This window comes from Enterococcus mundtii, assembly GCF_002813755.1.
In the GTDB taxonomy this organism is placed as follows: domain Bacteria; phylum Bacillota; class Bacilli; order Lactobacillales; family Enterococcaceae; genus Enterococcus_B; species Enterococcus_B mundtii.
The window spans coordinates 2910108-2935217 of the sequence record NZ_CP018061.1 but is presented as its reverse complement, the minus strand read 5'-3'; the positions used below and the strand labels follow the sequence as shown (position 1 = coordinate 2935217).

Annotated in this window: 21 protein-coding genes; 19 read left to right on the top strand and 2 right to left on the bottom strand. The window is 37.5% G+C overall.

Translation table 11 applies throughout. The annotated features are described in order from the left end of the window. Window positions 1-89 precede the first annotated feature (89 nt). From EM4838_RS13670 to EM4838_RS13580, 19 genes are all read left to right on the top strand, one after another. The gene (locus EM4838_RS13670; RefSeq protein WP_034688663.1) at window positions 90-1031 is read left to right on the top strand and encodes an ABC transporter ATP-binding protein; all 942 of its coding nucleotides are present in this window, start codon (window positions 90-92) and stop codon (window positions 1029-1031) included. Beyond that, window positions 1024-1794 carry an ABC transporter permease gene (locus EM4838_RS13665; RefSeq protein WP_071866502.1) on the top strand — a complete coding sequence of 257 codons (771 nt, stop codon included), beginning with the start codon at window positions 1024-1026 and terminating at the stop codon, window positions 1792-1794. Before EM4838_RS13670 ends, EM4838_RS13665 begins: the two co-directional genes overlap by 8 nt. Window positions 1795-2471: 677 nt before the next feature. Then, the gene (locus EM4838_RS13660) at window positions 2472-3437 is read left to right on the top strand and encodes a tRNA dihydrouridine synthase (RefSeq protein ID WP_071866503.1); all 966 of its coding nucleotides are present in this window, start codon (window positions 2472-2474) and stop codon (window positions 3435-3437) included. A 338-nt stretch (window positions 3438-3775) separates the two neighbouring features. Continuing rightward, window positions 3776-5266, top strand: coding sequence for a phytoene desaturase family protein (locus tag EM4838_RS13655; protein WP_071866504.1), 1491 nt, complete (start codon window positions 3776-3778; stop codon window positions 5264-5266). After that, the gene (locus EM4838_RS13650; RefSeq protein ID WP_071866505.1) at window positions 5253-6149 is read left to right on the top strand and encodes a phytoene/squalene synthase family protein; all 897 of its coding nucleotides are present in this window, start codon (window positions 5253-5255) and stop codon (window positions 6147-6149) included. Before EM4838_RS13655 ends, EM4838_RS13650 begins: the two co-directional genes overlap by 14 nt. 364 nt (window positions 6150-6513) lie before the next feature. Further along, window positions 6514-7404, top strand: coding sequence for an Rgg/GadR/MutR family transcriptional regulator (locus EM4838_RS13645; protein WP_071866506.1), 891 nt, complete (start codon window positions 6514-6516; stop codon window positions 7402-7404). 141 nt (window positions 7405-7545) lie between these two features. Continuing rightward, a complete protein-coding gene (locus EM4838_RS13640) occupies window positions 7546-7839 on the top strand; it encodes a WXG100 family type VII secretion target (RefSeq protein WP_019722716.1) in 294 nt (97 codons plus the stop codon). Window positions 7840-8086: 247 nt separating this feature from the next. After that, complete coding sequence (gene esaA, locus EM4838_RS13635) at window positions 8087-11485, top strand: type VII secretion protein EsaA (RefSeq protein ID WP_071866507.1); 3399 nt, start codon at window positions 8087-8089, stop codon at window positions 11483-11485. A gap of 13 nt (window positions 11486-11498) precedes the next feature. Next, entirely contained in the window at window positions 11499-11984 is a 486-nt protein-coding gene (locus tag EM4838_RS13630) for a hypothetical protein (RefSeq protein ID WP_071866508.1), read from the top strand. A gap of 13 nt (window positions 11985-11997) precedes the next feature. Then, complete coding sequence (locus EM4838_RS13625) at window positions 11998-12273, top strand: type VII secretion protein, YukD family (protein ID WP_071866509.1); 276 nt, start codon at window positions 11998-12000, stop codon at window positions 12271-12273. Then, on the top strand, window positions 12270-13442 hold the full coding sequence (gene essB, locus EM4838_RS13620) for a type VII secretion protein EssB (RefSeq protein ID WP_071866510.1): 1173 nt from the start codon (window positions 12270-12272) through the stop codon (window positions 13440-13442). The genes EM4838_RS13625 and essB overlap by 4 nt, the downstream gene beginning before the upstream one ends. Continuing rightward, a complete protein-coding gene (gene essC / locus EM4838_RS13615; RefSeq protein ID WP_071866511.1) occupies window positions 13429-17841 on the top strand; it encodes a type VII secretion protein EssC in 4413 nt (1470 codons plus the stop codon). Before essB ends, essC begins: the two co-directional genes overlap by 14 nt. Further along, window positions 17838-18239, top strand: coding sequence for a DUF4176 domain-containing protein (locus EM4838_RS13610; protein ID WP_071866512.1), 402 nt, complete (start codon window positions 17838-17840; stop codon window positions 18237-18239). The genes essC and EM4838_RS13610 overlap by 4 nt, the downstream gene beginning before the upstream one ends. An 11-nt stretch (window positions 18240-18250) precedes the next feature. Beyond that, window positions 18251-18505: a hypothetical protein gene (locus EM4838_RS13605; RefSeq protein WP_071866513.1), complete on the top strand. Its 255-nt coding sequence runs from the start codon at window positions 18251-18253 to the stop codon at window positions 18503-18505. Between the two features lie 9 nt (window positions 18506-18514). After that, window positions 18515-18865, top strand: coding sequence for a hypothetical protein (locus tag EM4838_RS13600; protein ID WP_071866514.1), 351 nt, complete (start codon window positions 18515-18517; stop codon window positions 18863-18865). After that, window positions 18856-20448: a hypothetical protein gene (locus EM4838_RS13595; protein WP_071866515.1), complete on the top strand. Its 1593-nt coding sequence runs from the start codon at window positions 18856-18858 to the stop codon at window positions 20446-20448. Before EM4838_RS13600 ends, EM4838_RS13595 begins: the two co-directional genes overlap by 10 nt. Before the next feature lie 5 nt (window positions 20449-20453). Further along, entirely contained in the window at window positions 20454-21362 is a 909-nt protein-coding gene (locus EM4838_RS13590; RefSeq protein ID WP_071866516.1) for a hypothetical protein, read from the top strand. A gap of 35 nt (window positions 21363-21397) precedes the next feature. After that, window positions 21398-22291 (top strand): hypothetical protein, encoded by an 894-nt coding sequence (locus tag EM4838_RS13585; RefSeq protein WP_071866517.1) that lies wholly within the window; start codon window positions 21398-21400, stop codon window positions 22289-22291. Beyond that, window positions 22284-22616, top strand: a complete 333-nt coding sequence (locus EM4838_RS13580; RefSeq protein ID WP_071866518.1) for a DUF4176 domain-containing protein — start codon at window positions 22284-22286, stop codon at window positions 22614-22616. The genes EM4838_RS13585 and EM4838_RS13580 overlap by 8 nt, the downstream gene beginning before the upstream one ends. 174 nt (window positions 22617-22790) lie before the next feature. Here the strand turns inward: EM4838_RS13580 and EM4838_RS13575 are convergent, their stop codons facing one another. Together EM4838_RS13575 and EM4838_RS13570 are read right to left on the bottom strand one after the other, a co-directional pair. Further along, window positions 22791-24398 carry an SWIM zinc finger family protein gene (locus tag EM4838_RS13575; protein WP_071866519.1) on the bottom strand — a complete coding sequence of 536 codons (1608 nt, stop codon included), beginning with the start codon at window positions 24396-24398 and terminating at the stop codon, window positions 22791-22793. A gap of 172 nt (window positions 24399-24570) precedes the next feature. Further along, window positions 24571-25038: an Rrf2 family transcriptional regulator gene (locus tag EM4838_RS13570; RefSeq protein ID WP_066025859.1), complete on the bottom strand. Its 468-nt coding sequence runs from the start codon at window positions 25036-25038 to the stop codon at window positions 24571-24573. Window positions 25039-25110: the final 72 nt, after the last annotated feature.

Here is a 25110-nt window from a genome sequence, read left to right as displayed (position 1 = left end):
GCCTTACTATTCGGAGCTTAACGGCTTTCTCACAACCTCTTTACATGCTAAAATAGTAAATCAGACAAAATAAGGAGAGTTAGTAAAAAATGACATATGCTCTTGAGATAAATGAGTTAAGAAAAATATATGGGACAGGTGTGGAAGCACTCCGAGGCATCGATCTGACGGTTGAAGAAGGCGATTTTTATGCACTACTGGGACCAAATGGCGCAGGGAAATCAACAACGATCGGGATTATCACTTCATTAGTGAATAAGACATCGGGAAAAGTGAAAGTATTTGGCTATGATCTGGATACAGATTTAGTACGAGCAAAACAACAAATCGGCTTAGTGCCCCAAGAATTCAATTTCAATCCGTTTGAAACGGTGCAACAAATCGTCGTGAATCAGGCGGGTTACTATGGTGTATCCCGTAATGAAGCATTGAAACGTAGTGAAAAATACCTTAAACAATCTAATTTGTGGGAGAAACGCAATGTTCGTGCGCGGATGCTTTCAGGTGGGATGAAACGACGATTGATGATTGCCCGTGCATTGATGCATGAACCCAAATTATTGATTCTAGATGAACCCACAGCGGGTGTCGACATTGAATTAAGACGAGAAATGTGGGAATTTCTACGTGAATTGAATAACGCAGGAACAACGATCATTTTGACGACACATTATTTGGAAGAAGCAGAAATGCTTTGTCGGAATATTGGAATCATCCAATCGGGTGAACTGATTGAGAATACTTCTATGAAAGCCTTGCTTTCCAAATTACAGTTTGAAACGTTTATCTTTGACTTAGCACCTTATGATAAAAAGCCAGAGATCATTGGCTATACAAGTATCTTAGAAGATGAACGCACACTTGCGGTTGAAGTGGAGCGTGATCAAGGAGTGAATGGGATCTTTGAACAGTTAAGTGCGCAAGGGATCAAAGTCTTGTCTATGCGCAATAAATCCAATCGCTTAGAAGAACTTTTCTTGAAAATTACGGAAGAAACTTATCATATGGAGGCAACGAAGAAAAATGTTTAATCTTTATTTTACTGCATTAAAAAGTTTAGCAATCAAAGAAACCAATCGCTATATGCGTATCTGGGTACAAACGCTAGTACCACCAGTGATCACTACGTCTTTGTATTTTATCATCTTTGGGAAAATGATCGGAGGCCGAATCGGTGATATGGGTGGTTTCTCCTACATGGAATTTATTGTTCCAGGATTGATCATGATGTCCGCCATCACAAGCTCTTATTCAAATGTTTCTTCTTCGTTCTTTTCACAAAAATTCCAAAAGAATATCGAAGAGATTTTAGTTGCCCCTGTCCCAACACATGTCATCATCTGGGGATTTGTGATCGGTGGGTTGGGACGGAGTGTCTTGGTCGGTGCATTAGTCACAATGATTTCTCTATTTTTTGTACCATTACATGTCTATTCATGGACGATCGTTGTATTAACACTATTGATGACCGCTATCTTATTCTCGCTTGCTGGTTTGATCAATGGGATTTTCGCCCAATCTTATGATGATGTGTCCATTGTACCAACGTTTGTGTTACAACCTTTGACTTATCTTGGCGGGGTGTTTTATTCAATTTCGATGTTGCCACCGATTTGGCAAGCCATCTCGAAAGTAAATCCAATTGTTTATATGATCTCAAGTTTCCGTTATGGTTTCTTAGGCACCACAGATGTGCCAATCGTCATTTCGATTGCGATCCTTGTACTGTTCATCGTAGTGCTGTATTCAACGTGTTGGTACTTGATCAATAAAGGTAGAGGGTTAAGAAGCTAAACGAACAAGGTAAGCAAACTCCTTCAATAGTAAGGCGAAAATTGAAAAAATATGAGAAGCTATTTCCCAATTTCCGCCTTACTATTCGGAGCTGACCGGCTTTCTCATAACCTATGATAAATGATGTTCAAGAAGCAACACTTCGGGCATAAGCCAGAAAAATCAAAAATGAAACAGCCATTTTCGATTTTCCTGTCTTATGCCTTAGTGCTGATCGCTCCTTTCACAACCTAGATAAACGGTGTTCGAAAGCCAACTCCTTCAATAGTAAGGCGAAAATTGAAAAAATATGAGAAGCTATTTTCCCAATTTCCGCCTTACTATTCGGAGCTGACCGGTTTTCTCACAACCTAAGATAAACGGTGTTCGAAAAGCTGACCTTCAACATTAAGCTAAAAAATTGCAAAATATGAAAAGCTATTTTACAATTTTCTATCTTACTGTTCAGGTCAAAACGCTTTTTTCACAACCTATGATAAACGGTGTTCAAGGAGCAACACTTCGGACATAAGCCAGAAAAATCAAAAATGAAACAACCATTTTCGATTTTCCTGTCTTATGCCTTAGTGCTGATCGCTCCTTTCACAACCTCTACTTTGCTTCTTTTTCTTTTTCCTTGTATAATGGCAACAATGTTTTTGATGGAACTTTGTATATAGCGAAATGGAGTGTACTTGATGAAGAATAATTTTTGGGCTGAACTACCTACGCCCTTTTTTGTATTAGCACCGATGGAAGATGTGACAGATGTGGTTTTTCGCCATGTTGTTCAAAAAGCCGGCGCGCCGGATGTGTATTTCACCGAATTTACTAATTCAGATAGTTTTTGTCATCCGGATGGCAAAGAGAGTGTTAAAGGACGTTTGACATTTACTGAAGATGAACAGCCGATGGTGGCACATATCTGGGGGGATAAACCGGAATTTTTCAGAGAGATGAGTATTCAACTAGCTGAAATGGGTTTTAAAGGAATAGACCTCAATATGGGTTGTCCGGTACCGAATGTGGCAGAGCGTGGAAAAGGTAGTGGCTTGATCCTACGCCCTGAAGTTGCTGCAGAATTGATCGAAGCTGCAAAAGCTGGAGGTTTACCTGTAAGTGTAAAAACACGTATTGGGTACACAGAGCAAGCTGAAATGGTTGATTGGATCAGTCATTTACTAAAGCAAGATATCGCGAATCTTTCTGTTCATTTGCGAACACGCAAAGAAATGAGTAAAGTTGCGGCACATTGGGAACTGATTCCTGAAGTCGTTGCCTTGCGTGATCAAATTGCCCCACAAACGAAGTTGACGATCAATGGTGACATCCCTGACCGCCAAACAGGGCTTGAATTAGCGGAAAAATATGGTGTAGATGGCATCATGATCGGCCGAGGTATTTTTAAAAATCCATTTGCCTTTGAAAAAGAACCAAGAGAGCATTCAGCAGAAGAACTTATTGACTTACTGCGCTTACAACTAGATTTACAAGACCATTATGCACAAGAGATCCCACGTTCGATCACAGGCTTACATCGTTTCTTCAAAATCTACGTCAAAGGATTTCCAGGAGCCAACGATTTGCGTGTGCAATTGATGAACACGAAATCTACGGATGAAGTTCGTGCACGATTAGATGAATTTCAACATAAAACTGAATAAACAGTTGAGGTTGTGATAAAAGTAATCAACCAAAAAAGCTGTGACATCTAAAAATATGAAAATATTTTCGGATGTCATAGCTTTTTTAATGAATTGGCTTTTGAAGGCTGTTTATTCGGGGTTAGCTGACAATAGCTATCTAGATCGTATATTTCACGCGTAAATAATACTGAGTGAAAAATGATAAAAAATAAATTAAAAACAATGAAAAATGAAGAAAATTTAATGTAACGAATGTTATTTGAGCGTTTTATTTTATGACATAACAAATTTAATGATATCCTAAAATTTATCAGATGATAAAAATTTATAGAACAAGAATTGAGTAGGTGGATGTCATGAAAAAAGTCATTGTAACAGGTGCAGGAGTTGCGGGATTAAGTGCAGCTGTACGCTTGCAAAAATTAGGCTATGAAGTAACATTGTACGAAAAAGAAAGTGGTCCTGGTGGTAAGATGAACCAAATCAAAAAAGATGGGTTCACGTTTGATGTGGGGCCAACGATCGTGATGATGCCTGAAATCTATCGCGAAGTATTTGAATTTTGTGGGAAAGATCCGGATGACTACATTCCGATGGAAAAAGTCGATCCTATGTTGAAGCTCTATTTCAATAAAGAAGAACCAATCGAATTTTCAAATGATCTCATTGAATTGACCAAAACGCTCGAAGCGATTTCCCAAGAAGATGCACAAGGCTATTATGCGTTTCTAGCGGATATCTACAAGCGTTATAACATAGCCAAAGAAGCATTTATTACTAAATCCTTTCGTGGTTTTTGGGATTTCTATAACCCTAAATCACTATGGGCAGGGATTCGTCTAAGAACCTTTAGTGATGCGTATTCATCGATTGCTAAATTTGTCAAAGATGAACGGTTGCGAAAATCATTGGCGTTCCAAACCTTATACATCGGTGTTTCCCCATACCAAGGTCCGTCGTTATATACGATCATCCCCATGATCGAACTCTTCTACGGAGTTCATTTTATTAAGGGAGGTATGTATACTTTAGCAACCTCACTAGCTAACTTATTAGAAGAATTAGGTGGAACGATCCATTACAATACACCCGTTGATGAATTGATCATTGAAGATAAAGTGGCAAAAGGTGTTCGAATCGGACAGGAACGAATAGAAGCAGATGCGGTCGTTTGTGGTGCTGATTTCCCTTATGCAATGAAAGAGTTGATTCCTGATGAAAAGAATCGTGGGAAATATACGGATAAGAAAATCGATAAGATGGAATACTCTTGTTCTTGTTTCTTACTATACTTAGGTCTAGATAAAAAATATCCGGGGGACTATCTCCACAGCATCTACTTCGCAGATGACTTCAAACGAAATGTGGATGATTTATTTGAAGATGGTCGTTTACCAGAAGATCCATCCTTTTATTTATACCGACCTACGATCATGGATGAATCATTAGCCCCAGAAAACCATGAAGGCTTATATGTATTAGTACCAGTTCCAGAACTTTCAAAATATGAAGATTGGTCAGAGGCGAAAGTCCAAGAATACCGTCAAAAAGTATTGACGTTATTAAAAGAAAAGACGGACTTTACTGATATTGAAGAGCATATCGTTTCAGAAAGTTTTTATACACCAAAAGACTTTGAAAAACATTTCAATGCCTATAATGGTGCAACATTTGGGTTGAAACCAACCTTAAAACAAAGTAACTATTATCGACCTCACAATAAATTTGCTTCTGCTGAGAATCTTTATTTCTGTGGTAGCAGTACACATCCCGGAGCTGGTGTACCAATCGTGATGCAAAGTGCTAAGCTTGCGGTAGAGGAGTTGGTTAAAGATGACAAAAACTAATCAGGAACTGTTTGAAAAACACGCAGACGATTTTGCCTATTGTGAAACTGTGATAAAAAAATATTCAAAATCGTTTTACGCAGCGTTTTCTCAACTTCCTGAAGAAAAAGCAAAAAGTGTCTATGCCATTTATGCTTTTTGTCGCTTGGCAGATGATACCGTTGACTTAGCGCATAGTGAGGAAGAATTGTTGGCATTAAAACACCAACTAGATGCTTTCTCCATGGGTAAAATTCCTGATCAACCTATTTGGCGTGCCTTGTCGGTTGTTTTTTCCGTTTATCCCATGACCTTGTCTCCGTTCTACGACATGATCGCAGGTCAAAAGCAAGATTTAGTCTTTACACAGCCAAAAACATTTGCTGACTTAGAAGACTATTGTTACTATGTCGCAGGTAGTGTTGGCTTGATGTTGTTACCTTTATTATCTGACCAAGCAGAAAAAATCCAGTTACAGGCAAAACGACTGGGTGAAGCGATGCAACTCACAAACATTTTACGAGATATCGGTGAAGATAATAAAATGGGACGGATTTATTTACCAAAGGAAATGATGCGTGCCCATGGTGTGACTGAAGCCATGTTACAAGCAGATGAACCTGCGAAGCCGTTGATTGATCTATGGGAAGCGGTAGCCAATGAAGCAGAGAAAAAATATGAAACTTCTTTTACGATGCTGCCGTTTATTGATCGGAATTGTCAACTCGCATTAACTGCTGCCGCTATGATCTATAAAGAGCAATTAAGCGTAATCAGAGAAAATAAATATTTCATGTTAGACCGTAAAAACTATGTCAGTCAGATAAGAAAAATCCAGCTACTAAGAAAAGCAAAAAAATATGTAGAAACCCTAATTAATAGCCCACAACAATCAACATTATAATTGGTATGATAGCATTGATAATCTGATGCATCATCAAAAGGAATGAGCACTCGCAGAAGGTACCGTTGCGAGCGCTCATTCTTTTTTATAATATGACATGTTGAACGGAAAATATATTGTTTATTCCCTTATTATCACATTTATAAATAACATCAATATTTTTTTGTTACATTTTTTTTATTTGTTATTAAAGTCTTTATATTTTAAAAACGGTAGTTATTATAAATAAATGTAATATTCAAACAAGAATGATGGTAAGATTATAATAAACGGGGATTTTTAGCTTTATCAAATTTCAATCATAGAAGCTCTTTCTAAGAATCATTGAGTTCAAATTTCAGTGAAAGAGGTCAGGAGTGAAAAAATGGAAGTATGGGAAATCGTTGAATTTGTCAGAAAGCAAAAAGGAATAACGATCGCAGAACTTTGCGGAGAGGAAGCCAGTCGTTCGGTTTATAAACGTTTTATTCAAAATAAAGCAGATACGACAGTCAGTAAGTTAACTTATTTTTTAAAAAAACTAAATTTGGACTACGATGAATTGCAGTTATTTAATTTTCCAAATGATTTATCCGAGGTTAATCGATTGATGCAAGAAGCGGTAGTCGCTTTTGAAAAAAAAGATAGTTTAGAGTTACATAGTATTATCATGTTGTATGAAACAGAAGAACCTAGTACCCAAAGAGAACGCCATCTTATCAGTCTTTGTCGCTTGATGATCGCTCAATTAAAAGAGGAAAAAATCGATGTGCTATCTTCAGAGGTTTATCAGTATTTAATGAAGGCGCAAACATGGACTCGCTACGAAATTTTTTTGTTTACTAACTGTATGTATGCGTTCCATCCTAAATTTATTGATTTGATTTTAGAAAAGTCGTTTCTTAGTTTGGCGGTCTATGAAGAAAACCGGAGTGGACAAAGTGAAACGTTTCGCATGTTGGCGAATGGTCTCATTCTATTTATTAAAAATCAGGATCTCCGCCTGGTTTGGAAATATGGGGCGAAGTTAGAGGAGTATTTCCTTGAAGAAGAACTATACTATGAGCGGAACTTGCAACTGTTTTTGCAAGGCGTCTGGTATATGATCAAAGGAAATGAAAAAGGAAAGTCTCATGTGAAAAACGCATTAGCAGTCAGTTGCTACTTGGATTCAAAGCAACAATATCAAAAGAAATACGAACTATTACGCTTCGTGGAGCAGGCGTACCAAGTTGATTTTGAACTCAAGAATGAGTTTCCCCCCACTAGTAATTGAATGCTGTCTTAAAATAACTGATCTTATACGAAAAGAATTGTGCGTATACGACGAAGATCAACCTTATTCGGCGTATTTTATTTTGACCAGTTGAAAATCAAGTATGATAAACTAGTCAAAAAAATTTTAGGAGGTACAAAAATGGCAGGAGTAATTGCAGTCACACCCGAACAACTGAAGTCACAAGCACAGGTTTATTCACAAGCAGCCTCTCAGATCCAAGAGGCGATCCGTAAAGTAAACTCAATGAACCAACAAATCAGTCAACAGTGGAAAGGACAAGCATTTCAAGCTTATTTGGAACAATACAACCAGTTAGAAGGTAATGTCCGTCAAATGGAAGAACTTCTTGAGAGCATCAATCAGCAGTTGAACAAGTATGCTGATACGGTTGCAGAACGCGATCGTCAAGATGCAGGTTCATTTGGATTTTAACTTGATTTCAAACAGAAGTCAGTTAGGTTTTCTTAAACGAATCACATGTGCAACAACACACAATGTGCAACAGAGCATCTCAGCTATAGCCTAAAAAGAGGATATGACAGAAGTGCACATCGCCATGATATAAGCGTCAAAATCCGAAATCAGCTAGCTATTTTTGGATTTTGACGCTTATTTTTAAAGGTAGAAATACAGGAAAGTCACTTCTGACCCCATGCTCTTTTAGAAGGAGGAGAACAACTTGAAAAACCATTTGAAGCAAAAGCAGCCATTTATCCTTGCGGTCATCGCAAGTTTATCTTTGCTTCTTTTCTTTGCGTATATCGGCTTTAAAGAAAAGAGTATCATCACGAGCACCGCCAGCCCGACGACAAAAATGCAATATGTTTTGGTGAATGAGGATCGAGGAGCAGATTTTGAAGGTCAGCAGTACTTGTTAGGAACCGATTTTGTGACACTGATCAATAAAGATTCCACCAATCGTTGGGAAACGACTACGCGTAATATTGCAACAGCAGGACTAGAGAACGGCCAATTCGATGCAAAAATCATTATTCCCCAAGATTTTTCGGAAAAACTATTATCTTTACAAAGCATCAATCCAGAAAAAGCGGTCATCGAATATCAAGTGCGGGATGGACAAAATGAAATAACCAACCAAATGATCGAAGAACAAGTGAATCAGATTTTAACAAACTTCAATCAGCGTGTTGTGCAAATGTATTTTTCCAGTATTGTAGGAAATCTCTCTGAAGCGCAGCAAAACGTGAATAAAATGACGAATACACATAGCAATTATCAGCAAAATCTAGAAAATAGTATCTATCAGCCATTCCAAAATATTCCAGACAACTATGCGAGTGTATTAGACTCAACTAGTATTTTAGATACAACAAATAGTGCATTCAAGGCACAGCAACAAGCCTTTGTCGATTCGGTACAATCTCTTTTGGAGCGCAATAATTCAAGTTTAGAAGAGACTCACAAAGAGACAGAAAATGTTCAGGAGACAATTGTTGATTATACAAAAGAAGCGAATGAAAAAATCACTGAAGCAATCAATCAATTCAATCAACAAGTCACCTTACAAAAAAATCAATTAACCACTCAGTGGGAGAACGCAACAGTTGACTATAGAAATCAATACGACTTGTTCAATGATGCAATTTCAGCTCAGTTTAGCAATTTTTATACTCAAAATGAACAAAATAGTTTCGGTATCTATTGGGATTTCTTAACCCAGGCAACGGCGTTTCAAACCAATCAACAAACACGCATTGAAGAGATCCAACAACAAATTACTGAGTTGGAGAGTCAGGTAGCACAGCTAGAACGCTTAAAAGGTCAAATTGCCAATGCGTATTATAATGATCCGACAAGTACACCTGTAACTGCGACAGAAGATCAAGTTAAAAATGCGATTATCAAATTGATGACAAATCAAAGTAATGGACCCAAATTAGATGGGGCATATCAATCAGTTATCGAGGAGACTTTGCCCCAGATCTCGGTGGATAGTTTAGCTCAATTATTAACTGAATTACAAAATCAAGCAGTGATCAGTCAGGATCAGGCCGCTATTTTCAATGATGAGCTAGCGATTGTTACACGTTATGCCCACGATTTTGACCGACCAATCGGAAGTGAAGCTTCTTTTGCTTATCTTGAACCGAAAGCGCAACATGATGCAACGATTTCTTTACCCACCACCAATCAACAGATGTCAATTGAGTTAAAACAAGACACGGTCCTCTCGATACAAACAGAAGAAGAGCAGCAAGGGATGCTCTTTTTTGATCCAACATATGATGTTACAGAAATGGAAAATCAATTGAATCAGTTACTGGCACCCTACAACTATGAAACAGCGATCCGAGTAGATACAGATTATTCATTAACAATCGTACAACCTTGGACGATTGAACCGGAGGAGGAAACGGAAGAAGAAACGGAAGAAGAGCACCAGCGTATAGAATATCCTTCGCTACCAGATAAATTGAACTTTGAAGTAAGCATTCCTTTAAAGTGGCAGTTGACTCCAGAACAACAGACTACTTCATACAATCAAGTGTTTTACACATGGATAATCAATGGACACGTACAACAAACGAGGGAATTCTCAGTCTATCTTCCGATGGATCAGCCATTGATCGACGATGTGCCACAAATCTTGGAACAGTTTCAACTATTAAGTACGACTGCGCAACAAATTGTCACGCTATTTGGTGCACCGCACCATTCTATAACGATACCCGCATACCGACAGATGATCGATCAACCAGAAAATACGGGGAGATCCCTTATTGAATTAGCTGATTCTCGTTCAATCTACTGGCTATATAACAATCTTCAGGAAAGTGACAAACCTTCGATGATCAGTGAACAACTGTATCAGGAATACAAAAAAACAGGGGATCAGTTGTATAGCGATACCGAGAATCAAATCATTGCATTACAAGCAGTCATTGGTTCTCCAGGGACTAGAGAACCTGAAAAACTAAAACCAACCTTGTACGGTACCTTGCAACTAATGACATTGCCACAAACATTTATGGAAGAAGCGGACAAATTAAACCACTGGTTCGCCTCTGCGAATCAACAAATCCATGCAGTATACGACAGTTGGCAGCAAACGGCACAAACAGAAGCGGAATCCGTCATCTCAGAAGAAAATCCACATCCCAAAGAAAATGAATACGCCCTGATTGAAGCTCAAACAGCCAGTCTGATCCAAACGATGCAAGGATTGATGGCAAGTTCAAAAGCAGCAGCTGAAGTTACCGGTCAATCTGCGGCAGAAGTAGCTGATATCACACCTACGATCGATCAGCTAAAAGAATCGACCATCGAAGTACAAGAGAATGCTACCACTATTTTAAGTAATCTAAGTACCTCTCTTGATGAATCGGCACAGACTGTTTCTGAAAATCAAACATATGCCGAATCATTTAGTGAAGTCCTTTCGAATACAAGGAATGGAGGGGCAGATAATCCCCAGGTCTTTAATTTTCTAGCAAGTCCGATTTTAGGACAAGGAAGCTTTGGTCAAACAAGACAAAGCTCACTGACTCCTTACTACGTGACATTGATTGGAGGCTTTATGATTCTGTTAGTATCCTTTCAATTATCTAGCGTGATGAAAAAACGTGTAGTGACTTCTGTCGATTTGTTAGTCACACCGAACCGTATATGGAAAAACGTGCCTAATATGGTGGCGGTACTCAGCGTAACGTTAGTTCTGTCACTTATTTACAGCGTTTTAACGACCACAGTATCAGGAGCCGCCCATTCTTTTGTTTGGTTCGTTTATGCATTTTTAGTCTTTGCTAGTGGTCAATTGATTCTTTTAGGGTTCATGCGCCAATTCAAAAAAATCACGTTGTATTTATGTGGTGGGATTTTTGGCTTGTTCTTCATGTTGACTCCTTTGTTGGGCGTAGCAATCAAAAATGGCTCGTTGACAGAATGGCTCTATCGTCTATCACCTTTACAGAATATTCAAAACGGTTTTACTGTGTTGATGAATGAGGGTGTCATCGGTTGGGGAAGTTATCTATTGCTCGTTCTATTCCTGATATTTGGAGTGATATTGAATTTTATTGTCCGGCCAGAAGAGAAGAAAGAACGGTCAAATGAATAAACGGAGGTATAAAATGGTTCAGAAAAAAATAGGGGGGCTTTTCTTTTTGTTGGTAGTTTCACTATTTTTAAGTCACCCGAATGTCACAGTTTTGGCAAGTACACTCACTATCAATAACCATGTGATCTACCAAGAAAGGGAAGGCATCGAAGATCATGAAACAACATTTATAGTACACGATTTATTTTTAGAAGATAAAACAAAATTAGACCAAGAACGTGTCCAACAACAAAGACAACAGATTTCCACTGCTCAGAACCTCGTCTTTGTGTCGGAAGCAACTTCACAGCCACAGGTCTTTGAACAAACAATTACACCCCAATTATTCAAAGAAGGGCAAATGTCTGTAGGACATCAGTCGTCAGCTAACCCCAATCACACAGCTATCCAGGGAAGGATTGTTTTGTGGATCTTACTTCTACTAGGAAGTATTTTACTGACTTTTGGAGGCAATTATCTTGGTAAAAAGTTTTCACAGCAGAAATACAAATATGATTAAAGGACTGTTGTAGTTGGAAAAAAATCAAGCAATTGGGATAAGTTTACAAGTCAAAGAAGAAATCATTGACTTACAGATCCCGATCCATGTAACGATTACACGATTAAAAGAATTATTAAAGGAATCTTTCATACAAAATGGTTCGTCCTTGCCAGATGCGTTCGACTTAGTGGTATTAAATAAACCGATCCGCTTAAAGGAAGAGGCATATGTGGCAGATTATCCATTAAGTGAAGGCGATCATTTACTGATCCATGAATCTCAACAAAAATCGGAGGAACGAACGTGACCCACATAAAAGATATTTCTGAAACGATCATGATTGAGACATCAACTGATGCTGTCAAAGTGACACTGAATGCTAAGCAATACCAACTCGATCGTTTAGAACAGTATCAACTATTCTTAACACAGAAAAAGCACTTACTCTCTGGACAGATCGTAGAATCTTCAGAGGAAAAACTCGTCATTCAATACCAGAAAAGTAAACAAATCTATTCTTTGCAAGAGTACCTTAAACGAACAGAACTTTTTCAACGATTATTACTTGCACAAAAAATCAATTTCTTATCCGAGTTTTTGAGTAGCCCAATCCAGCCTTTCATCCATCCAGCCAATCTATTTCTATTTGGAGAAGAAATCATCATAGCACATAGAGGTTTTGCGCATTCAATTATTCCTTATGAAATAACCGAAGAAGAATTTTTGAAGCAATATCGTGCATTGATCCTGACAATTTTACATCCTAAGTTCGATTATGAGCAACTGATTGAAGGAAATGGCACATTGAAGGACGAGTTTTCTAAACGAATCCAAAGAGCAAACAGTGTCGCAGAAATCGACCGCATGATTGGCGAACAAGTCGTACAGCAGAAAACGAAACGTGCATCAGAAATTCAAATGGTGAACAAAAAAAGCTATTTTATGTTTAAGTGGGGCACGCTTTTATTAAGCATTTCAACAATAGGTTTAGCGCTTACGACAGGCATCTATGCGTTTGATAAACTTCCCGCACAAGAACGGATCAGTTCTGCTGAAACGCAATATATTGCTAATAATTACGCTGGTGTTTTAACCACATTAAAAGATGATAAACCCGAAGATCTCCCTTCTGGCGCTCAATATGTTGCTGCAGTCAGCGCTGTACAGCTGGATAATTTGTCGAATGAGCAAAAGACAGCGATCTTAAATAATATTTCCCAAAAATCAAATGAGAATACGTTGCTTTACTGGATCTATATCGGACGGGGAAATTTTGATCGATCACTAGATATCGCACAAAACCTCGGCGATCATCAATACATTTTACATGCCTATACCAAACTATACGACGCGACGCGAGCAAACAACAAAATGAGTGGTCAGAAGAAGCAAGAGTTATTAACGAGTTATGAGGAAGAAATCAATAATTACTTAGAAATCTTAGAAAGCGAGACGGATAGTAATGAAGCAAACTAAGCCAATTTCAATAACTGATCAAATCCAACATTCCGTTTCAGTTCTTTATGACCTTTTTTACTTTGGTTCGACGTTTATTCATAAACAAATAACAGAAAAAAACAATCAAGTAATACTGGACAATCAAACGCTTTACTTTGAAGACGGACAGCTTTTTTGTGGAGGAGAAGTAGTCAAGGATGAAAAGTTTCTCCTCGTTCATCATGAAAATTTGAAAACGGTGATCGTCAATAAGCCAAGGGAAAGCGTCTATCTATCAAATGCACAAGATTCGGCAATCCGTATTGAGTCGGATGCCTTGATTTTTATTAATCGTAATAGTACTGATGACTATCAAATAAAAATCTATCCTAGTAAGGCCAAGATTTATTACAATCACCAACGTGTAGAAAAAGGTGTATTTCCATTTTCTGTAGGCGATCAATTGATCATTGATTATCTCATGATTGAGATGCGCGAGAAACAATTAAAGATCTCAGATTTAAAAAATCAGCTACAGTTGGACCCTTGGCAGTTGCTCGAAGAACCCTACATTCCCGAGTATCCAGAAAATTTTCCAGCATTTAGGCGTAGTCCAAGAATCCATTTAAAAGAGCCAAAAGAAAAAATTGAGATCCAATCACCTAAGCAGAAATCTAATGAAGGAAAGAATGAGTGGTTGAAAACCATCGTTCCACCGTTAGGTATGGTTGTTTTGAGCGGTGCTACAAGTTTTTTGAGCGGAGGCAATCCAGTTATGTTGATCAGTATGGGAGGCGCTAGTTTACTTACAACCGGTTTTTCTGTATCGAGTTATTTTACAAACAAAAAAGAAATCAACAGAAAAAATCATATGAGAGAAGAGCATTTCCGTCAGTATATGATCAAAAAAAAGTCAGAGCTTACTGTCTTACAGCAAACACAAAAAACAGCATTAGAATATATGAATCCCGCACTGAATGAATTAGCATTGATGGCTAAAGATTATCATGCGAGGATTTATGAACGTATGACAGTGAACGAAGATTTTTTGACTGTCCGCTTAGGAATCGGCGAAATCAATGCTAGTTTTCAAACAAACTTCCAGCCGGTAGAAGAGGATGAACTGAGTAATGAAGCGTTTGAGCACCTTAATAGCCCCTACAAACAACTTGGAGATGCCCCGATCATCGTTTCACTTTTGAAACAGACGGTTGGCTTAGCAGGAACACCTAGTATTTTGCGAACAGCATTACAACTCCTATTATTTCAGTTATGTGTGTTGCATTCTTATCGAGACGTCGAATTCATTACACTGATCCCGTCGGAAGAGTACGAACAACATTGGCGAGAATGGCGTTGGTTACCTCATAATAAAATCCGTTCTTTAAATCTAAGAGGAATGGTGCATACCCCCCAAAGTCGAGACATGATCTTGAATTCTTTTTATCAAATAGTGGCAAAAAGAAAACAACAAGTACGTGAAGCGGGTAATGAAAAGGTACACTTTCAGCCACAGTATGTTTTTTCGATTTTGGATGAAAGTTGGTTGGCAGGTCATGGATTGAACGAGTTTTTAGCCGAAAACTTAGGAGACTATGGCATTACGGTCATTTGGGGAAAAGAAACGTTGAATATGTTGCCAGAAACAACGACTACTTTAATTGAATATCAAAGCAATGAGGCAGCAACGTTGATCAATCAGAACAATGAATATGTGAACCAGCGTTTTATTCCCAATCATTTGCCGACAACCTATCCAATCGAAAAAGCCATTCGGCGTTTGGCGAATCTCCATCATGTGGAAGTAGAGAAAAATGCCGTACCTGACAGCTTGAGTCTATTGGAACAATATGAGGTCAAGACAGTTGAAGAACTAGCGATTTCAAATCGCTGGGCTACTGCTGAACCTAATAAATCGATTCGCTCATTAATCGGTTGGCGTGGGAAAAAAGATTTGGTTTATTGGGATCTACATGAACGAGTCCATGGACCACACGCCTTAGTTGGTGGTACGACTGGTTCAGGGAAATCTGAATTTTTAACGACTTATTTGATCGGCTTAGCAATCAATTTTTCGCCCGAAGATATCGGCATGTTGATTATTGACTGGAAAGGTGGCGGAATAGCCAATACCTTAGATCATTTACCCCATTTTATGGGTGCAATCACTAATTTGGATGGTGCTGGAACTGCGCGAGCCTTAGCAAGCATCAAAGCAGAGCTAGCGAAACGTCAAAGAGAGTTTGCCAAATATGGCGTAAATAATATCAACGGCTACATGACCTTGTATAAACAAAGAAAGACTCCAAAACCAGACGTTGTTTATCCGCAAAAACCTTTGCCTCATTTGATTTTAGTTTCGGATGAATTTGCGGAGCTTAAAGCCAATGTTCCAGAATTCTTAGATGAGCTCACTTCTGTTGCCCGAATCGGACGTTCATTAGGTGTCCATTTGATTTTAGCCACCCAAAAACCTTCTGGGGTAGTCAATGATCAGATCGAAGCCAATAGTACGAGTAAAATTGCCTTGAAAATGGCGAGTGTCCAAGACTCGAATGAGTTACTCAAAACGCCAGATGCCGCACAAATCACGAATCCTGGACGAGGCTATTTGAAAGTTGGCGAAAATGAAGTGTATGAATTATTTCAAAGTGGTTATGCGGGGGTTCCATATGATCCAGAACAATTGATCGAAGAAGTGATCGATGAACGGGTATTCAAAATCAATGAATTGGGCCAGTTAGAATTGCTTTATGATCCAGATATCGAAATCATTCAAGGAAAAGATACACGAGATTTGCCAACACAATTAGAAGCAGTGATTGATAAGATCAAGACAATCTTTGCCGATTCTACCTACAAATTGCCGGATAAGCCGTGGCTACCGAACTTAGATAAGCAGATTATGACGCCAAAAATAAAACAGTCAGAAGTTCGTAATCTAGCTATCCCATTTGGTTGTTTAGATATTCCCTCTGAACAAAAACAAATGAATTATACCTTCAATCTCGAAGAAGCGAGTCACACATTGATCGTAGCTAGTCCAGGCTATGGGAAGTCAACAGTATTGCAAACCCTTGTAATGAACCTTGCCCGTCAAAATACTCCTGCAACGATTCAGTTTCATTTAATCGATTTTGGGAATAATGGTTTATTAGTACTCAAGGAATTACCCCATATTGCGGATATAGCGACTTTGGAAGAAGATGAAAAACTGCAAAAAATGCTTGATCGCATCGAAAAATTATTGGCAGAGCGCAAAAATTTGTTCAAGCAAGCTGGTGTCGCGAATCTAACGCAATACGAAACAAGAACAAGAGAAAAATTGCCGATCTTAGGAATCATTCTCGATAGTTATGATGGCCTGAGCTTGGAAGATAAGCGCAAAGATAGAATCGATGAAGTGCTTCTTCAATTACTAAGAGATGGAGCCAGTTTGGGTGTCTTTCTTGTGATGACCGCGAATCGTGCAGGAAGTATTCGGACGAATATGATGAGCAATATTGCCACTAAGATCACGCTATATTTAAACGATGAAAATGAAATAAACATGGTCATGGGCAGAAATGCTTTGTCACCTGAAGCAATCAATGGGCGCGGACAAGTCTTACTTTCTACGCCAACTACCATTCAGTTTTATCTGCCGATTAATGGGAAAAATGATGCGGAACTACTCCAAAATCTGGAAGAAGAAATTATAGAAATCAATCAAGCATGGCTAGGCGAACGTCCTGAGAAAATTCCAATGGTACCAGAAAATCTAACACAAAAAAGTTTCGCTTCTTATTTTGTACAAGATGCCGAAAACAAACTGTATTTGGGATTAAACAAAGCCACTTCTTCAGTAGAATCATTCGACTTGTTCCAGCGCATGAGATTAGGGATCTTTTTCAAATCCAATAAGCAACTTCGTGCGATGATGCCTTGGTTGCTTCAACAAATTTGTCAAGAAAGACAAGAAGAAGTGGTGTTGATCGATGCAAATGGAACACTCGAACCAGCAAAGCCGAAAGTTTCACTATATTTGGACCGTTCATGTCTTAGTGAAAAAGCAACAGCCCTAAAAGGGGCTTTAGAAGCTCTCTTAAAAAATGAAACTGGCAAGAGAATCATCATTATCAATGGTATCGCAGACTTGGTCGATAAATTAACATTGAACCCTGAGGAAGTTACCGCTCTGCTAAGTGGAGGAAACGAGCATTTACAGTTTGTTTTTCTCGATCATATGACGAAAGTGGGTAATACCTTTGGCGGAATCACTATGTTCGTAAAAGAAAACATCGATCATATTTTATTTGGTGGAAGCTTACAAAATCAATTATTTATTGAAAATCTTTCTTATCAAGAAAAAAACGCAATAGTTGCTAAAAACGTCCTACACAGTTTGAAGGATGAACAATTGGAAGCTTTGGTGTTTCCTACGGAGGAAGAAGCATGAGAGAAGAAATGATCACACCGTTTTTGCCACTAGGTAGTATCTTAAGACTAGTTGGGACAGAGGATGACCAACTGCTCTATTTTGTCGTTGCTCGTGCCATCACTAAAAATGAAGAAGAAAAAGTGATATCGAGATATCGAGTAGCCCCCCATCCGTTTGGCGATGTGCCAAGCCAAGAAGTCTTTTCTATCCATGCGGATCAAATCACAGAAGTGTTATTCGAAGGCTTCCAAAACCAAGCTGATGAAGAATTTTTAGACGATTTATTGAGACAACTTAAGGATGCGCCAACTAGACCACTACTCGTGCAAGAGGAGCAACCTGTACCGATTGTAGAAACCATAAAAATTAATGAAGAAGAGAGATTAAAAGAAGACCCATTCTATCAATTCAGATAAGGAGAAAATAGATGACGAAAATCGCTTCTCAGGAATCAACTGCAACAGCAGCCGTATCAGGAATAAAAAATGTTTCTGTTAGTAGTAGCAAAACAAGTTCTTTAAGCAAGAGCACGATCAGCAGTATGAAAACAGGCGTAGAGGTCAGTAACAACCTACTCACCGATATTTCAAATCTAGTTACTTGTGTCAATGAACAGGCAAACAAATTTCCCCAGCTTGCTCAAGCAATCGCAGTCAGAGACAGTCAATCAAGATTCAAGTAAGGAGTCAGTATGGAAAAGGAAGAGTTGCTCGCTGAATATGATCGTAAAATCAGCAACAATGAACAACGATTGGAGCGTCTGAGTAAAGAAAAACAGCAATTAAAACAATGTATGTATTATTTAGAGATGGATATGCGAAAAAGCTTTCGAGAAATCCAACAATTCACAGAAGAATTAGTATCCCAAGGAAGCCAAGTTGCTCGTTGGGAGCAAAATGAGAATGAAGGGAAATCAACTTACTTCACGCAGTTGGTAGAAACCCAACAGCATCAACTAGATCAAGAATACTTAAAAGGTTTGATAAAACTTGAAGAAGAACGTACGGAACTTCAGAAAGAAAGGAATAAACGATGGGACTAATCTATTCAGCCACAGAGTCTTCTAATTTAATGAGCAATCTGACCACTAATTTATCGCTTGCTCGTACAACGATCACCCAACTACGAACAGGTAGTCAACAAGTTGTTCAAGCGGTTGATGGCAAAAAACTCTCCGGAGCGGCTTATCAAGCCGGTAAAGGATTGTTTTCTGAGTTGATCATACCTACGATCAATCGGGTAAACACTGCGGTACAAGGGATTCAGTCAGACTTGAATCTTTACTCTTCCGCACACCAAATGATTGCCAGTGAAGGATACTTGGACGAAGAGAATTTAAGCGGACAGATTCGTGCCAAAACATTCGCTAAACAATCGATCGATAACCACGCGCAGACGATTAGGCAGATCGCTAATACAAGCATAGTACCAGGTATTACAGAAATGCTCAGTGATTTTCATCGAAACTTGATGCGAATGGCGGACAGCCTGCAAGAAGATATCTACAAGTTGCAACGCAAACAACAAAAACTGCATGCCTTTAACACCCAAACCAGTGGACTGTTCAATAACAGTCTGCTGGAATTGAAACTCGCCATGCAAAGCGTATTAGTCTTGAATCAAACAACCATCAAGACAGACGGTAGTTATGTATTGCCGAAAGGAGTGGATGGGAGTTGGTTTGAGAAGTACAAACCAAACGGACAAGCATTGTTAGAAGAATCTTCAAACAATGCTTACTTAGAACTGTATGCGGAGATCGAAAAATTGGTCCAACCCCTGAAAGATGGGAAAACCGATACAATCAGACGACTTGAAATGTTGCTCAGCAATTATCCTGATGCATTGGTAAACAAGTTGGCATCCAACGATGAATTTTTGATGCTTGCTAATCATCTACCATCAGGTATGAAAAATAAATTATTTAGCGGTCTTGCAAAATATGAAATGTTCGGTAAAGCTGTTGCTCAAGGAAAATGGATTCCTAAAATCGATACGATAGGCAAGGCATATCTACATTTCACTAAATTTACGTCCCCTGTAAAAACCTACGTCAGCGAAGCCTTGAAGAAATCTCAATTTGTGCAAGGAGCTAAAAATTGGGGTGTTGCCAAAGGATTAGGAACGGCAGGACAAGTAGCTACTTACGCGCAATTAGGCGTCACTTTCGCCGCCAATGCGGTGAATGAATATGGAAAAACAGGAAGTGTTGGTAAAGGAATAATAGGTGGTGGAATAGAGATGGTGAAGAGTATTGGACCGTTAGAGGGAATGACGATTGGTAGTGCAATAGGAGGGGCTATTGGTACCGCAATTCCTATTCCGTTTTTGGGAACAGTTTCGGGAGCTGTAGGAGGTGCACTAATTGGTGGAGCTATAGGTGGAATAAACAAGTTAGTGCAATTTGTTAAACCAGATATCTATGATAGTGCAAAAGATGGAGCTTATAGTTTGCACGATAAGGCGTCTGAAGCTATAAGTGATGTCACAAAAAAGATGGGGAAATCAGTGACACAAAATATAAGCACAGTAAAACGTGTGTTCAGTAATATTCAGGTAGTGGGAAAATCAATAGGAAAGGTGCTATCTTCAGTAAAACTATTAGGGGTTAGCGTTAATGGATAAAAATAATGAAGCAGCTATTCAATGCAACATTCGAGGAAAGTTTAAATTTATGTGATGATACATTTGTTACTTTTATGAATAAAGATGTTAATCAATTGCCGGATCCAACAGGCGGTAAGGTAGTTGCTAGAGTGATAGGAGTACTATTGCTTGTCTTTTTAATCGGAATCAATTATTTGATCGCCGTAATATCCACGAAAATTAGTAAAGGAGAACTAGGACCCAGTACAGTTCCTACACCAGAGATCAATTTTTTACCAATGTGGTCGTTTTATTTATTATTTTGTATCTGGCTAATTTTAGTTTTCATTTTTAGGGATAAAGGGGAGTATTACCTTACAAGAATAAGAGGTCAATTCAACTTAAACTTATATATCATTTGGTTAGTGATAGAGATGAATCTTTTATTCATAACTGTATTTTTTAACCCCCTTACCATTTTAGGTATGTTGTTCGTGCTAGGCTCAATCGGGCTAGTAGGCTATGTCGTGTTTAGGAGTAAAAAACGTACGATTGAATATGTGTTATATGAAGTTGAGAGAAAAAAAGACAGGGTAGATATACTGGTAGATAACGTAATGAAATTAGCAATGAAATATGGCTGGATGGTTGTGATTATCGTCATGATATGGAAGTTCATATTTCCAAATAGTGATGAAGTACGAACAGATTTTGTTGGATTCATAGGTATGTTAGGTATGTGGATAGCTATGGATATTGCAATAATTTTTGCAGAAGCCTATCTATATTTCCCCTATCTATTACAGGGGTATTATAAGCAAAAATACACAGAACAATACCGCAATTGGGAAAAGAAGAGTCAGCTAGAATGGTACGGAGAGAAGCATTTTAATAAGCACATCAAAGGAACTGATAGAGAAGAAACAACAAAAACACAAGGAGTAGATATTTAAAAATTAGAAGAGATTAACTCTAATTGGTGAAGAATATGAAAAAATTATTCAATGCGACGTTTGAACAAAGCTTAAACTTGTTGGATGATCGTTTAGTCGATTATATGATAAAAGATACTGAAAAAAGAGGATTATATAATGGGAAAAAGCGTTTTTTATTAATATCTATATCAATAATTTTAATAATGGCACAATATGGTTTTGTTAAATTTACTGAATTAGGGATGAAAGATCCTGATAGAAATAGCCTTGTTCCTGAACCAGATATAAATTTTTTGACAGAAAGTTTTTTTTGGATATTTCTTTTTATGTATTTATTTATCTGGTTATATACAAGATATAAAAATAAGAATAATAGTAGTACAAGAATTTTTATTACAATGAACACCTGTAACAATTACCTTATTTGGTTAATGCTGACAGTAAATTTATTTTTTATTACTATGTTTCTGAAACTATTAACTTCTATTGGGATGATAATCGTTTTGATTTTATTAACCATAGTAGGTTATATCGTTATTAGAAGTAAATGTAATTCCTTAAATATAAAAATGCTTAATATAAAAGATAAAGAAAAAAATAAAGTCGATGATTTTATAGAAAAAATCATTCAAATGGTACTGAATTACGGCTGGATAGTGGTCATAATAGTTATAATTTGGAATTTTATTTTTCCAGATGGAGATACACCTCGAACAGATATGGTAGGTTTTATAAATATTTTAGTGATGTGGTTAGCGTTTGATATAGGATTTATGATCGCCGAAGCCTATCTATTCTTCCCGTATCTATTACACGGTTATTATAAACACAAATACTCAGAAGAATACCGCAATTTTGAAGGGAAAACACAATTAGAATGGTACGGAGAGAAATATTTTAACAAACATATCAAAGGAACTGACAAGGAGGAAATATATAATGAATGAGGGGAAAAAGTTATTACCATTAGGAAGTGTCGTGTTGCTTGAGGAAGGGTTACAAAAATTAGTCATCGTTGGAAGAGGTGCTGTATATACAGATCAACAGTCGAAAAAAGATACGTTTGCAGACTATATGGCAGTGCTTTACCCCTCAGGATTAAATCCTGAAACAACGATTTTTTTTGATCATGGAAATATCGATAAAGTTGTTTTTGAAGGATATAGTGATGAAGAAGAAGTGAGATTTTTAGATATCTATAGCAAGTGGGAGACTGACGTGAAGCAAGCAACCAGTAAACCAGCCCAATCAATTCCGGTTGGATTTGATTGACAGATGAACCGGCATGTTATTTAAAAGTGGTTGAAATGCTTTTTCTTTTTTAGGAAAATATAGGAAATCAACGAATTTATTTATAAGCGTCTATACAAAAAGCCGAATCAACAAGCAATGCTATTGATTCGGCTTTTCGAAATAATGACTGTGAATAGGGTCGCTATCGCTAGATTATTTATATGTTTTTTCTAACTTTTTTAGTTCTTCTAGCATTGCTTTTCTGCGCGGGTACTTTTCTTTTAGTTCTTTGATCAGTAATTGAACAGAGATCGTGCTACTAGGGAGGGTGGCCATTTCGGCGATCAGCAAAGCCATTTTATGATACCGTAAACGTGTAGTCGTCTCAGCAGCCATCCGGCGTAATTCATATTCATATTTTTGAAGGAGTGCTTCTGGGAACTGCTTTCTTAAGAAAGAAAAATAGCGGCTGGCTTCTTCCAGTCCAGGTGACTTGAGAACATAATCCAACAATAGATCGTATCGTCTTTCTTTCGAATAGAACAATCCAACGTCTGTACGATACTTTAATTTTTCAAATAAGTTTTCTCGTACTTCTTCCCACTGATCAATCGAATATGTTTTTTTCAATTGATGAATCAAATTCATATCGACGGTCTCTCCTTCTAATAGGAGATGTAAAATTTGTTCCGCATAAAGCTCTTTTTTTCCTAACTTATGATAGAGGTTTTTTAATGCATAGCGATGCAAGGTGACCATATCAGAAGAGTGTTGATCTAATACAATACTTTCATTCAAAACAGTAATTGCTTCTTCATAAGCTCTCTTTTGCATCAGATAGTCGATATATTGTGAACGTATAGTTGGAGATTGCCAGCTTTCACGTGCACGTTGATGAATTTGGTTGTCTGTATAATTCAAATTTTCCATTTGGCGAATGGATAGAAGTCGTTTGTTTTTATAGTTGAAGTGTCCGCCATTTTCAGATGTTTGATCAAGTTTTTGCTGATCCTGATCAAAGTACTGTTCGGGGAATTCTTCATGTAAAATTTGTTGGATATAAAAGCTAGATTGGCCTGCACTACTTATTTTGGTCGAAAGTTTAGAATATATTCGTTGTTTTTCTGGCTCGGATGCATGTCTCAGTAACTTTTTCCATAGAGAATAACAGTGATGCATGATAAGACTGATATCATTTTCTACATTATGTACTTTTGATAAATCAAAGTGTTCCACTATTCTGTTCATTAATTCGAATGCATGAAGGATTTGCTTTTTTTCGATTGATGTATCAATAAGACTGTTTAAAAATTCAGACAGTTCTTTATTGATGTTTTGAAGTGTACGATCATGAATGTTGCTCCCAGAATAATGTGTATGTTTTTCTAAAATAACAATCATTTTATCGTAATCGTCAATATTTTTGATTGCAGTATGTTCTTGGAATCGTTGAGTTAGTTCTTGATTCTCTTTTAAAACATTTAATAGAAAGTCTTGAATATCTTGTTCATTTGCATAAGAGATCAACTTGACCAGTTCATTTGCTTTTTCCTGCTCTTTTTCTTGTTCATATTTGAACAAGATAGCTACGACATGAGGACAATGACCTGTGTCTTCGTGGGAGCAACTGCAAGACAGACCATAGAATTGGTCGTCATCTGTTAACTGGACAAGTACGTCATACTCCTTGTTGTTTTCTTCTGTGACTTTTGCGATGATTTTTTCTTTTGTAAACAAATATCCATGAACACGTTTTTCAATAAACAATTCATAGCCATGATCTAAATCAGATTCCCAAAAACCGTTTTTCCAATCTTTCATAATATTTCCTCCTTTAGTTATCTTCATAGTTTAATTTTACCGAATAAATAAAAAGAAAACAGCAATTTTTTTCCAGTACGAAGATTATTTAATCTATTATAAAAGTAATAATAATATAAAACTGTTATTTTAATTTTTAGATAACTAAAAGTAACTCCGATTTACTTAAAAACTAAAGGAATTTTTCCACGAGTGGCTGATTTTCTGGACGTTTCTCTTTTTCTGATAATACAATCTGTTTAATGAGTCCATCTAAAGTGATTACTGCCATTTCTTCTTCCACTTTTTTTTGTAATCGAGAATAAGTTGCAGCTAAGACTTCTTGGATATTAGCGCCTACCACGCAATTCGGATTTGTTTTTGGGTCTACTTGGATCAAATTCGTGTTACCTTCAATACTTCGATAAATTTCCAATAAATTGATATTTTCGGGAGCTTTCGCAAGTACGGGTGTTGGTTTCCCACTTGTTGTATGGATAAGGTCTGCTTTTTTTAATTGACTCATGATTTTTCGAACATTTGTTGGATTCGTTTCAATGCTACTTGCAATCATGTCACTTGAAAGTAAATCAGTTCCTTGAAATATGTGGATATAAGCTAGGATATGAATTGCATCGCTTAATTGTAGAGAATATTTCATTAAAATCCATCCTTTCAACTTGATTTCTTGACTTATCTTAGCATACTCTTTATGATAATGGTGTATTTTAAA